Annotated in this window: 10 protein-coding genes and 1 riboswitch; of the genes, 7 read left to right on the plus strand and 3 right to left on the minus strand. The window is 71.2% G+C overall.

The features are described from left to right. The 4 genes from OB08_RS14255 to trpS are packed head-to-tail and all read left to right on the plus strand — an operon-like array spanning window position 1 to window position 4,543. A complete protein-coding gene (locus tag OB08_RS14255; RefSeq protein WP_461475831.1) occupies window positions 1-1,245 on the plus strand; it encodes an MFS transporter in 1,245 nt (414 codons plus the stop codon). A 9-nt stretch (window positions 1,246-1,254) separates the two neighbouring features. Continuing rightward, window positions 1,255-2,604, plus strand: coding sequence for a YihY/virulence factor BrkB family protein (locus OB08_RS14260; protein ID WP_461475833.1), 1,350 nt, complete (start codon window positions 1,255-1,257; stop codon window positions 2,602-2,604). Between the two features lie 42 nt (window positions 2,605-2,646). After that, window positions 2,647-3,495: an exodeoxyribonuclease III gene (locus tag OB08_RS14265; RefSeq protein WP_461475835.1), complete on the plus strand. Its 849-nt coding sequence runs from the start codon at window positions 2,647-2,649 to the stop codon at window positions 3,493-3,495. Between the two features lie 43 nt (window positions 3,496-3,538). Continuing rightward, the gene (gene trpS, locus OB08_RS14270; protein WP_461475837.1) at window positions 3,539-4,543 is read left to right on the plus strand and encodes a tryptophan--tRNA ligase; all 1,005 of its coding nucleotides are present in this window, start codon (window positions 3,539-3,541) and stop codon (window positions 4,541-4,543) included. 142 nt (window positions 4,544-4,685) lie between these two features. Here trpS and OB08_RS14275 read toward each other — a convergent pair whose 3' ends face one another. Continuing rightward, the gene (locus OB08_RS14275) at window positions 4,686-5,495 is read right to left on the minus strand and encodes a DUF559 domain-containing protein (protein WP_461475839.1); all 810 of its coding nucleotides are present in this window, start codon (window positions 5,493-5,495) and stop codon (window positions 4,686-4,688) included. Between the two features lie 348 nt (window positions 5,496-5,843). Between OB08_RS14275 and OB08_RS14280 the strand changes: the two genes are divergently transcribed. Continuing rightward, window positions 5,844-6,410, plus strand: a complete 567-nt coding sequence (locus tag OB08_RS14280) for a GNAT family N-acetyltransferase (protein WP_461475840.1) — start codon at window positions 5,844-5,846, stop codon at window positions 6,408-6,410. A 48-nt stretch (window positions 6,411-6,458) separates the two neighbouring features. Then, entirely contained in the window at window positions 6,459-7,331 is an 873-nt protein-coding gene (locus OB08_RS14285; RefSeq protein WP_461475842.1) for an Fpg/Nei family DNA glycosylase, read from the plus strand. A 45-nt stretch (window positions 7,332-7,376) separates the two neighbouring features. On the opposite strand, the gene glpK is transcribed toward OB08_RS14285, so the two are convergent. Together glpK and OB08_RS14295 are read right to left on the minus strand one after the other, a co-directional pair. Then, on the minus strand, window positions 7,377-8,927 hold the full coding sequence (gene glpK, locus OB08_RS14290; RefSeq protein ID WP_461475845.1) for a glycerol kinase GlpK: 1,551 nt from the start codon (window positions 8,925-8,927) through the stop codon (window positions 7,377-7,379). A gap of 74 nt (window positions 8,928-9,001) precedes the next feature. Next, complete coding sequence (locus OB08_RS14295) at window positions 9,002-10,717, minus strand: glycerol-3-phosphate dehydrogenase/oxidase (RefSeq protein WP_461475847.1); 1,716 nt, start codon at window positions 10,715-10,717, stop codon at window positions 9,002-9,004. A 97-nt stretch (window positions 10,718-10,814) separates the two neighbouring features. Here OB08_RS14295 and OB08_RS14300 point away from each other — a divergent pair, with 97 nt between their 5' ends. Beyond that, the gene (locus OB08_RS14300; protein ID WP_461475848.1) at window positions 10,815-11,777 is read left to right on the plus strand and encodes a sugar-binding transcriptional regulator; all 963 of its coding nucleotides are present in this window, start codon (window positions 10,815-10,817) and stop codon (window positions 11,775-11,777) included. A 62-nt stretch (window positions 11,778-11,839) separates the two neighbouring features. Continuing rightward, window positions 11,840-11,996, plus strand: a riboswitch (FMN riboswitch). Window positions 11,997-12,021: the final 25 nt, after the last annotated feature.

The following is a 12,021-nucleotide window of genomic DNA, read 5'->3' on the forward strand; positions in this document are numbered from 1 at the left end:
GTGACAGAGGCCCTGCGCAACGACGCGCCGACCGCTCCGCTCGACCCCTCGCTCCGCCGCGCTCGCGGCGCGGTCACCGCCGCCTACGTGGCGCAGGGGCTGGGGTACGCCGTGATCGTGACGTCCCTCCCGGCGCTTCAGCTGCGTCAGGGGATCGACGACGAGATCGTCGTCTCGCTCCTCGTCCTCGGCGTCGCCGTCGCCGCGGCCGTCGGCTCGGTCATCGCCAACGCCGTCGCCGTGCGCTGGGGAAGTCGCACGGCGCTCGCACTCGGCCTGATCGTGCAGGGCCTCGCGTTGCCGATCATCGCGTTCCCCACTCCGTTCCCGCTGTTCGCGGCATCCTTCGGGATCTTCGGCATCGGCCTGGGCTGCGTCGACGCCGCTGCCGCGATGCAGGGTGTCGCAGTGCAGCGCGCGTACGGCCGCCATCTGCTCGGGTCGTTCTTCGCCGCCGCGACGGCCGCGGCGATCGCCGGAGCCCTGCTCGTCTCGGCGGTCGCGCTCACGGCGACCGCTGCGGGGATCGCGCTGGGCTGCGCCGCCGTCATCGCCCTCGCCGTCGGCCTCATCGGCGTGCGCTTCTTCGCCCGCGAGGTGCCGATCGACGAGGCCCTGCCGCCCGCAGAGCGCGCGCGCCTCCCCCGCGCCGGCATCTGCATCTTCGGCCTCGTGATCCTCGCCGTCTTCATCGCCGATTCCGCCGTCAGCACCTGGAGCACGGTCTACCTGCAGAACGACCTCGCGGCGCTCGCGTGGATCGCACCCCTCGGCTACGCCGCATACCAGGCGGTGGTGCTGCTCACACGCCTCGTGACCGACCGGCTGATCCCGGTCGTCGGTCGCCGCCGGCTGGTGGCGTCCGCGGCGATCACATCCGCGATCGGATGCCTCGTCGTGGCGCTCCTGCCCTTCCCTGCGGCCGCGATCGTGGGCTTCGCCCTCGCCGGGGTGAGCGCCGGCGTGCTCATCCCCGTGACGTTCGGCGCTGCCGGCGAGCTCGCGCCGGAGCACAGCGACCAGGTCATCGCGCGAGTGAACCTCTTCAACTACGCCGGCGCGATCCTCGGCGCCGTCGTCATCGGCCTCCTCGCCGACGGCACGGGTCTGGGCCCCGCGTTCCTGCTGCCCGCGGTCGCGCTCGCCGCGATCCTGTTCGCCGTTCCCCGCTTCCGCTCGGCGCCGGCGGCGGGAGTCGCCGCGGCATCGGCGACGCGGACGCCGGACGACGCACCCGGTCGCTAATCTGACTCCGTGACCCACACGTCCTCGCCCGACGCCCGTGCGGCGAGCGCGCGCGCAGCGCCCGGCACGCATGGTGCGCCGGACGCCCGTGCCGCGGCGGATGCGGCCCAGCGCGAGGAGGAGACCCTCCGCGAGCGGTGGGAGCAGACCGAGACGTCCCTGCGTGAGCGATTCGACGCGCCGATCAGTCAGGCCACCCGCCTGACGAAGGCGACGATGGCGTGGTTCCCCGTGCGGGTCTGGCGCCACTTCCTCATCGAGAACGGGTTCCTGCTCGGCGCGGGCGTCAGCTACGTCGCGCTGTTTGCATGCTTCGCCGCGATCTATGTCGCCTTCGCGATCGTCGGCCTGTGGCTCGGAGGCAGCGAGCAGGCCGTCAACACCCTCATCGAGATCCTGAACACCTACATCCCCGGGCTCATCTCCGAGTCAGGCGGTCTCGCGACGCCGGAGCAGGTGCAGCAGATCGCGTCGCAGAACGCCGGCGTCCTCGGGTGGACGGGCGTCATCGCCCTCGGCACCCTCATCTGGACGGCGATCGACTGGGTGACCTACTCCCGCCGGGCGGTCCGCGTGCTGTTCGCGATCCCCCCCGACCGGCGCAGCTATTTCCTGCTCAAAGCACGCGATTTCCTGGCGGCGCTCATCTTCGGTGCCGCACTCATCCTCGGCGCGGCTCTCAGCTCGATCGGCACGCTCGCGATCGATTGGGTCCTCTCGCTGTTCGGCTTCGGCAAGACGAGCGCCCTCGCCGACATCACCCTCAAGACGGGCTCGTTCCTGGTGGGCTTCGTCGTCACCTCGGTCGCCCTCGCGGGCCTCTTCCGCTTCCTCACCGGCACGAAGCTGCCGTGGCGCCGGATCTGGCCCGGGGCGCTGCTCGGGGGACTGGGCATCTCGATCCTCCAGCTCGGCGCCGGCCTCCTCCTCAGCTACACCCCGTCGAATCCGCTGCTGGCCGGTTTCGCCTTCTTCATCGGGCTGCTGCTGTGGTTCCGGCTGCTAGGCATCGTGATGCTGGTCGCCGCGGCGTGGATCGCCGTGGCGGCCAAAGACCACGACGTGGTGCTGCTGCCCCAGACCGAGGCGGAGCGCCTGGCCGCAGAGCACGCCGCGCTGGTCGTGGCCGCGAGGGTGCGCGTCCGCACGGCGAGGGATGCCCGCGACCAGGCGCCCTGGTACCGCTCGTGGCTCGCCGACCGCGCGCTGCGCGAGGCCGAGGACGAGCTGCGTCAGGTCGAGGCATCCGCTCCGCCTGCCCCGCCCCCGAGGCTGTCGCCGCTCGCGCCGGCGCCGAAGGCGCCCAAGAAGCCGTCCAAGCGCTCCCCGCACCCGACCACGGACGCCGGCGCCCACTGACGGCGCCGCTCGGTGTCGTCGGTCGCGGTTAGGCTGGCGGGCGTGCCACGCCGAGTCCGAATCGCCTCTGTCAACGTCAACGGAATCCGAGCTGCGACCCGCAAGGGCATGATCGAGTGGCTCGATGCCGCCGACGTCGACGTGCTCGCGCTGCAAGAGGTCAGGGCGACGCTCGAAGAGGTGCACGCCGTGCTCCCGGGCTGGGAGATCGTCAACGACGAGGCGCTGGCCAAGGGGCGTGCCGGCGTGGCCGTCGCGACGCGCATGCCGGCGGTCGAGGTCCGGCGGGTGCTGGGCCCCGAGCCGCTCGACTCCGCCGGCCGGTGGATCGAGGCCGACCTCGACATCGACGGCGAGCGCCTCACCGTCGTGAGCGCCTACGTCCACACGGGCGAAGCCGAGACGCCCCGCCAGGATGCGAAGTGGGCGTTCCTCGATGCGATGGAGGAGCGGATGCCGCAGCTCGAGCAGCACTCCCCGTTCGCGCTCGTCATGGGCGACCTCAACGTCGGCCATCGCGAGCTCGACATCCGCAACTGGAAGGGAAACGTCAAGAAGTCCGGCTTCCTGCCCCGCGAGCGCGCGTACTTCGACCGGTTCCTGGGTGCGGCCGGCGAGGAGGTGACCGGCGTCGACGGCTCTGTCGGCACCGGGCTCGGCTGGGTCGACGTCGGGCGCGTGGCACACGGCGAGGTCGACGGCCCGTACACGTGGTGGTCGATGCGCGGCCGCGCGTTCGACAACGACAGCGGGTGGCGCATCGACTACCACCTGGCGACGCCCGGGCTGGCTGCGCGCGCGACGAACTACCAGGTGGTGCGCGCCCCGTCGTGGGACACCCGGTGGAGCGATCACTCCCCCGTCGTGGCCGACTACAGCATCGGCTCCTGAGCCGGCCGCGGGCGCGGCATCCGCTCGCCTCTAGGATTGTCGGGTGAGCAAACCCCGTCTGTACTCCGGCATGCAGCCCTCGGCCGACTCCCTCCAGATCGGCAACTACATCGGGGCCCTCATGCAGTGGCGCGACCTGCAGGAGTCGTACGACGCGTTCTTCTCCGTCGTCGACCTGCACGCCATCACGGTCGCGCAGGACCCGGAGCACCTTCGCGAGAAGACCCGCCGCACGGCCGCGCAGTACATCGCCGCCGGCATCGAGCCGTCGAAGTCGACGCTGTATGTGCAGTCGCACGTGAGGGCGCACGCCGAGCTCGCCTGGATCCTCTCGACCATCACGGGCTTCGGCGAGGCCGGACGCATGACGCAGTTCAAGGACAAGTCGCAGCGCTACGGTGCCGACGCCACGTCGGTCGGGCTCTTCACCTACCCGGTGCTCATGGCCGCCGACATCCTGCTGTACCAGACCGACATCGTGCCCGTCGGCGACGACCAGAAGCAGCATGTCGAACTCACGCGCGACCTCGCGGAGCGCTTCAACAGCCGCTTCGGCCAGACGTTCACAGTGCCGATGCCGGTGATCCAGCGCGAGACGGCCCGCATCTACGACCTGCAGAACCCCACCTCGAAGATGTCGAAGTCGGCAGAGTCCGACGCCGGCGTCCTGTGGCTGCTCGACGACCCGTCGAAGAGCGCGAAGAAGGTCATGCGGGCGGTCACCGACAGCGAGGGGTCGGTGCGGTACGACCGTGAGGCCAAGCCCGGCGTCTCGAACCTGCTGGTCATCTACGCCGCGCTCAGCGGACGCCAGATCCCCGCGATCGAGGACGAGTACGCGGGCCGCGGCTATGGCGACTTCAAGAAGGGCCTCGCCGAGGTCGTGGTCGAGGAGTTCGGCCCGGTGCGGCAGCGTGCGCTCGACCTGCTCGACGACCCGGCCGAGCTCGACCGGGTGCTCGCCGCCAACGCGGCCAAGGCCGACGAGGTCGCCGATCGCACGCTGGGCGCCGTCTACGACAAGGTCGGCCTGCTCCGCCGGGTCTGAGGCACGGCGGGCCGGGCGACCCGGCGGTTCGCGCCGAGTGGGCATCAACTCCGCCCGGCTCCGCCAATCTTTTCAGGCAGTCGCGGGCTCTCGGGCGTGCTGCCCATGGGGACGGCTCTTCGAGGCGGAGTTGGGGTACGGGCTACTGCGCCGACCGCGACCGCGCGAACACCAGTCCCTTCAAAGCTGCGAGCACCGTGTCGGGGTGATACATGATGTCTTCGGCCGTCGGGCGGTAGGTCGGGTAGCCGAGCGCGGCAAGTGCCGTGTCGCGACGTCGATCCGCGCGCTGCTGCTCCCAACTCGAATGGAACGCCTTGCCGTCGCATTCGACCACGAGCCAGCCGTCCACCAGGAGGTCGACCCGCCCGACGCCGTCGAAGCTGACCTGCAGTTCGACCGAGCACCCGAGGGCCAGAAGCATGAGCCTCACGAGCGTCTCCGGGCCCGACTCCGCTCGCCCGTCCACCAGCGGCATCAGTGCAGAGAACCTCGCGGGCAACGCGGCGAACACGTCCGCAAGCTGATCGCGGGTGATCAACCGCTTGTTGAGTGCGCTGTCGAGCGTCGCGACGGCGTGACGCGGCAGCTGGCAGAGGACCGACTGCACGAGGGCATCCACGATCCCCACGCGCGCACTCGTCGCGACGGTGGGTCTGGTGAGCGGGAGCCAATGCAGCCGCACGGTGCGTTCAGAGCGGCCGGGCAGCGGCACCGTGCGGTCCGACGGCGACCTGAGCCTGCTCGCGCCCCGGAGGACGTGGAGGTGGACCTGGTCGGTGCGGAAGACGAAGACCTCCAGCATCCGGAGCAGGGAGATGCAGGCGAGGCGCCCGCCGACCCTCACCGCCTGTACCAGGTCGTCCGGCGCCGTCGCCGAGACGTAGCGGTCGCGCCGGACGCGGACCAGCTCCCCCGTTTCAAGCGCTCGCGAGAGCCTTCGCCGGGTCATCCCTCTCGCCCGCAGCTCTTCTCGGGTCGCGACCGTCATTCCATCCAGCACCCTGCGACGATGCAGCGCCGCCCTTGTCCCGCTCCGCCGCAGACCGCTGGCCGTGGGAAGCACCGTGAATCGGGCGCTTGGGGAGGAGGCGCCGTCACTGCCGCGCGCATCCGGCGTACCTCAACTCCGCCTGGACGCGGCCCGCGGCCCGCCCGGCATCGCGGATCCGCCCGCTCCGCCCGGAGTGAGGCGGAGTTGCGGCACCCGCCGCACCCCCAGCCGCGCCCGCCCGGCCCGCCGAGCCGCTGCCGCCCCGCCGGAGGCACCGGCCCCGGCGCGGCGGGCTACCCTGGCCGAATGGAACCGGTCACCCTGCGCACGGCGCGGCTCGAGCTGTCGCTGCCGACCGAGGATGACGTCGACGCGATCTTCGAGGCGTGCCAGGACGGCGGCATCCAGCGGTACACGCCCGTACCGGTGCCGTACGAGCGCAGTCACGCCGAGGGCTTCGTCGCCCAGGTGCCGAAGGACTGGGATGCCGGCAAGAACCTCACGTGGGCGATCCGCGAGCGCGGTGCGCTCATCGGCACGATCGGCCTGTACCGCGTCGACGGCATGGGCAACGGCGAGATCGGCTTCTGGATGGCGCCGTGGGCCCGTGGCGGCGATCGTCTCGCCGAGGCGGCCGACGCCGTGATCGACTGGGGCTTCGCCGAGGCCGGCCTCGATCTCACGCGCATCGAGTGGCGCGCGGTGGTCGGGAACGTCGCGTCGGCACGGGTCGCCCGCCGGCTCGGCTTCCAGTACGAGGGCGTGCTCCGACGGGCGCTCGCCAACGCGAAGTACCGCGACGACGGCTGGATCGCGGCTCTGCTCAGAACGGATGATCGGATGCCGCACCTCTGGCCCTTCCTCGAGGGCTGAGCCACCTCGGCCGGTCCGCACGTCCGACCCGCGTGGCAGGATGGCCCCATGCCCGAGATGCCCGAGGTGCAGGGTCTGGTCGACTTCCTCCGCGGACGCGTGACGGGCCTCGAGGTCACGCGCGTCTCCGTCGCGAACATCGCCGCCCTCAAGACCTACGACCCGCCCGTCGATGCCCTGAAGGGCGCCACGATCAGCGGCGTCGGGCGCCACGGCAAGTTCGTCGACCTCGCGACGACCGGCACCGAGGCCGCGCCGCACCTGGTGTTCCACCTCGCGAAGGCCGGGTGGCTGCGCTTCTACGACCAGCTGCCGACGACCGTCATCCGTCCGGGCAAGACGCCGATCGCGCTGCGGGTCGCTCTCTCGGACGGGTCGGGCTTCGACCTCACCGAGGCGGGCACGAAGAAGTCGCTCGCCGTATACGTCGTGCGCGACCCGGCCGATGTGCCGGGCGTTGCTCGGCTCGGCCCCGACCCGCTCGACCCCGCGTTCACCCGCGACACGCTGGCGGGGCTCCTCGCGGGGCGCCGCACGCAGATCAAAGGCGTGCTGCGCGACCAGGCCACGATCGCCGGCGTCGGAAACGCGTACTCCGACGAGATCCTCCACGCGGCGAAGATGTCTCCGTACGCGCTCGCCTCGAGCCTCGACCACGCCGAGATCGACCGGCTGTTCGCCGCGATGACCGACGCCCTCGCCGAGGCGGTGGCCGAGGCATCCGGCAAACCGCCCGCCGAGCTGAAAGACGCCAAGCGCCGGGGCATGAAGGTGCACGGCCGTCGCGGCGAGACGTGCCCCGTCTGCGGCGACGAGGTGCGCAGCGTGTTCTTCGCCGACAACTCGCTGGAGTACTGTCCGACGTGTCAGACCGGCGGCAAGATCCTCGCCGACCGGCGCCTGTCGCGCCTGCTCAAATAGAGCCCCTGCTCAGCGCGCCCGCCCGCTTACGCGGACGCCCGGGGGTCAGCGGCCGGTCGTGCCCATCATCGTGCGGGCGTCGTCGTCGACCCAGTCGAGCGACTTGGACACGGCCTTCTTCCATAGCCGGTAGCGGCGCTCGCGCTCCTCTTCTGCCATACGCGGCTCGAAGCGCACGTCCTCCTGCCAGTGGGCGCGCAGCGAATCGCGGTCGGTCCACACTCCGGTCGCGAGGCCTGCGGCGTAGGCGGCGCCGAGGGCCGTCGTCTCGACGACCTTCGGCCGCACGACCGGGATGCCGAGGATGTCGGCCTGGAACTGCATGAGGGCGTCGTTGCGGGTCATCCCTCCATCGACGCGGAGTTCGTCGAGCCCGCGGCCCGTGTCGGCGACGACGGCGTCGATCACGTCGCGGGTCTGGAACGCCGTGGACTCGAGAGCGGCGCGCGCGATGTGCGCCTTGTTGACATAGCGGGTCATGCCGACCAGCGCCCCGCGCGCGTCGGGCCGCCAGTACGGGGCGTACAGTCCCGAGAACGCCGGCACGAAGTACGCGCCGCCGTTGTCGTCCACGGTCGCGGCGAGGCTCTCGACGTCTTCCGACCGCTGGATGATGCCGAGGTTGTCGCGCAGCCACTGCACCAGCGACCCTGTGACGGCGATCGAGCCCTCGAGCGCGTACCGCGCCGGCTCGTCCCCGCAGCGGTAGGCGACGGTCGTGATGAGCCCACTGTCGGAGCGCACGATCTCGGTCCCGGTGTTCACCAGCAGGAAGTTGCCGGTGCCGTACGTGTTCTTCGACTCTCCGGCGTCGAACGCGGCCTGGCCGAAGGTGGCGGCCTGCTGATCGCCGAGGATGCCGGCGATGGGGGTGCCGTGCAGCACGTCCGGCAGCCGCGACGTGCCGACGACCTCGGACGACGACCGGATCTCGGGCATCATCGACCGCGGGATCCCCCACACGTCGAGGAGGTCGTCCGACCAGTCGAGCGTCCGCAGGTCCATCAGCAGCGTGCGCGAGGCGTTGGTCACGTCGGTGACGTGGATCCCCCCGCGGGCGCCGCCGGTGAGGTTCCAGATGACCCACGTGTCGGGTGTGCCGAAGACGAGGTGCCCGGCCTCGGCGGCCGCGCGAGCGCCCGGCACGTTGTCGAGGATCCACGCGACCTTCGAGGCCGAGAAGTACGTCGCGAGGGGCAGGCCGGTGCTCTCCGCGAAGCGGTAGGTGCCCTCGGCGCCGGGGTCCGAGCCGGCGAGCTCGTCGATGCGCGGCTGGGTGCGGGTGTCCTGCCACACGAGCGCGTTGTGGACGGGCCGGCCGGTTCGACGATCCCACACCACGGCTGTTTCGCGCTGATTGGTCACGCCGACGGCGGCGACGTCATCGGCGCCGACGCCCGCCCGCGAGAGGCACGACGCGACGACCCACTCGGTGTTGGTCCAGATCTCGACGGGGTCGTGCTCGACCCAGCCGGCCCGCGGGAAGATCTGCTCGTGCTCGCGCTGCGCCACCGAGACGACGGCGCCGGCTGCGTCGAAGACGATGGCCCGGGTCGAGGTCGTGCCCTGATCGATCGCCAGAACGTGATCGGCCAACGCCGGCTCCTTCCTCGCGGGCGTCCACGCCCGCATGCGTCGCCGGGGCGCCCTCGCGTCCGGCTGCGGTCAGATTATCGCGGGGTGGTGGATGCCTCGGCCCACGACGGGTCGGCGGCGTGCACCTTCGCGAGCCCGCGTGCGATCTCCGACGCGGTGCGCGCAGCATCCCACCCGAGGACCGGTGCGACCGTCGCGGCGATCTCGGTGACCGCTGCCTCGCTCGCGCCGCCGGTGAACGCGATGCTCGTGCGCCGCATCAGCAGGTCGTCGAGGTGGGTGACGTCCTCGCTCGAGGTCAGGAACCGCAGTTCGGCCGTGCTGTAGCCGGGGGCGTGCTCGAGCATCTCGTCGTCGGCGTCGTCGGCGATCGCCGCGATGACAGAGGTCGCGACCGTGCCGTAACGGTCGAGCAGCGTGGCGACGCGATCGGCCGGGAGCCCGTCGGAGTGACCGCCGATCCATTGCTGGCGAGCTCGCTCGGTGGTGGGGAACCCGCTCCCGCCGCCGATGGCCAGGCCCTTCGTCGATCGACGTCGCGGCCGGGCGAGCAGGTCGAGCGCACGGTCGGCGAGGTGCTCGGCCGACGCACGGAAGGTGGTCCACTTGCCGCCGACGAGGCTCAGGACCGTGGCATCGCCGCCGAGGAGCGGCGCGGCCTCGACGCGGTAGTCCCGCGAGACGAAGCCGGGCGCCACGTCGCCGTGCCCGGGCAGCGGGCGCACGCCCGAGAACCGGTAGACGATCTGCGACCGGTCCACGCCGATCTTCGGCAGCACCTGCCCGATGAGGTCGATGAAGTAGTCGACCTCCGCCTCGGTGCAGACGATCGGGTCGCCCATGTCGTGCTCGAGATCGGTCGTTCCCACGAGCACGCGGCCCTTGAGGGGGTAGATGAGCACGATGCGGCCGTCGGCGTTCTCGAAGAACAGTTCGCGTCCGCCGGTCGCTGCCAGCAGCTCGGGGTGGTCGAGGACGATGTGCGAGCCCTTGGTTCCCCCCATGTACCGCGTGGGGTCTCCCAGCGCGAGGTTCGTGAAGTCGGTCCATGGGCCGGAGGCGTTGATGACGACGGATGCCGCGAACGGCAGGTCGCGGCCCGACACCATGTCGCGCAGCACGACGCGGCCGTCCTCGACGCCCGCCGCAGCGACGTAGTTCGCGGCGCGGGCCGTGTCGCCACCCGCCTTCCGGCCGTCGCGCAGCACGTCGATCGCGAGACGCTCCGGGTCGTGGAGCGACGCGTCCCAGTACGTGGCCGTGTACTTCACGCCGGGATTGAGTGCAGGCAGCTCCTGCAGGGAGCGCTTGCGCCCGCGGAAAGTGTGGCGCGGCACGCGTCCGCCGCCGCGTGAGAACGAGTCGTAGATGACGAGGCCGATCTTGATGAGGGCGGCGCCGCGCTCGGAGTGCTTCCCGCCGCCGTGGCGGAGGAAGCGGAGCGGGGCGCTCAGGACGCCCGAGAACGTCGAGAAGATCGGGATGGTGGTCTGGAGCGGACGGACGTAGTGGGGGGCGATCCGCAGCAGGCCGTTGCGCTCGGTGACCGCTTCGTGCACGAGGCGGAACTCGCCGTTCTCGAGGTAGCGGATGCCGCCGTGGATCATATGCGACGACGCCGCGGATGCTCCGCTGATGAAGTCGTCGCGCTCGACCAGGGCGACGTCCACTCCCTGCAGGGCCAGATCGCGGAACGTGGCCAGGCCGTTGATGCCGCCGCCGATGATCAGCACATCCGCGTAGGGACGCTCCGCCAGAGCGTCGAATCCTCGTGCCGTGCCGTCGCCCATCGCGATCCCCCGTCGTCCTTGTGTCGGTGTCTGCGTCCATGATGACACCGCTGGACGTCCTTGCAGGCGGTTTGCACATATGTGCAAGGATGTCCTCATGGACGAGGGCCTTGACGCACGCGCCGTGCAGCGCGCCCTCACTGCCGCGCATCTCTACTACGTCCAGGACCGCACGATGGAGGCCATCGCGCGTGAACTCGGCACGTCGCGCTCGACCGTGTCGCGCCTGCTCACCCACGCGCGCGCCACGGGCATCGTCGACATCCGCGTCCGCTCCCCGTTCGCGGCCCCTCAGCTCCTCGAGGAGCACCTCGCCGAGCGCTTCGGCGTCACCGCCCACGTCGTGCCGGTGCCCGACGACGCGAGCGAGGTGGAGCGGCTGGAGCGCGTCTCGGTCGCAGCCGCGCACCTTCTCGGCGACCTCGTCGCCGCTGACATGACGGTCGGCGTCGCGTGGGGCTCGACGACCGCTGCGATCAGCCGGCGCCTCGCGCCGAAGCCGGTGCACGGCGCCACGTTCGTGCAGCTCAACGGATCGGGGAACACCCACACCACCGGCCTCCTCTATGCGAGCGAGATCCTCAGCCGCTTCGCCGCGGCCTACGGCGGAAGCGCACAGCAGTTCCCGGTGCCCGCCTTCTTCGACGACCCGCGCACCCGCAGCGCGATGTGGCGCGAACGCAGCACGCGGCGCATCCTCGCGATGCAGGCGGCCATGGATCTGGTGGTGTTCAGCACCGGATCCGCCGACTCGCGCGTGCCCAGCCACGTCTATTCGGGCGGCTACCTCGAAGCCCAGGAGCTGGCCTCGCTCGAGGCCGAGGGCGTGGTCGGCGACGTCGCGACGGTGTTCTTCCGGGCGGACGGGTCGAGCGACGGCATTCCGCTGAACGAGCGCGCCACCGGACCGCGGTTCGACGTGCTGCGCGCCGTTCCCCGGCGGCTCTGCGTGGTGTCGGGAGTGTCGAAGCTGGCGAGCCTGCGGGGCGCGCTGGCGGCGGGTCTCGTGACCGAGCTCGTCATCGACGAAGCGGTGGCGCGCTCCCTCAGCGAGGGATGACGTTTCATGCGAAGACATGGAATGAACTCGCCGGGAGGGCGTTGAGTAGACTCGAGAGCATCAACGTGCTCCGGGGTCGGTGTGAATCCGAACCGGCGGTGAGAGTCCGCGAGCCAAGGCCTGTCCGCAAGGACAGACCGCGGCCGATCCGGTGGAATTCCGGAACCGACGGTGATGCGACAGGCGACTGTCGCTAGTCCGGATGGGAGGCAGCACGGGCGACGCCATGCGCGTCGCCGGTCTC

Source organism: Microbacterium sp. HJ5 (assembly GCF_054824025.1).

Coding starts and splice junctions, on each gene's coding strand:
- OB08_RS14285 (WP_461475842.1), top strand. CDS start 6,459: ATGCCCGAGATGCCCGAGGTGCAGGGTCTGGTCGACTTCCTCCGCGGA.
- OB08_RS14295 (WP_461475847.1), bottom strand. CDS start 10,717: ATGGGCGACGGCACGGCACGAGGATTCGACGCTCTGGCGGAGCGTCCC.
- OB08_RS14280 (WP_461475840.1), top strand. CDS start 5,844: ATGGAACCGGTCACCCTGCGCACGGCGCGGCTCGAGCTGTCGCTGCCG.
- OB08_RS14275 (WP_461475839.1), bottom strand. CDS start 5,495: ATGACCCGGCGAAGGCTCTCGCGAGCGCTTGAAACGGGGGAGCTGGTC.
- OB08_RS14300 (WP_461475848.1), top strand. CDS start 10,815: ATGGACGAGGGCCTTGACGCACGCGCCGTGCAGCGCGCCCTCACTGCC.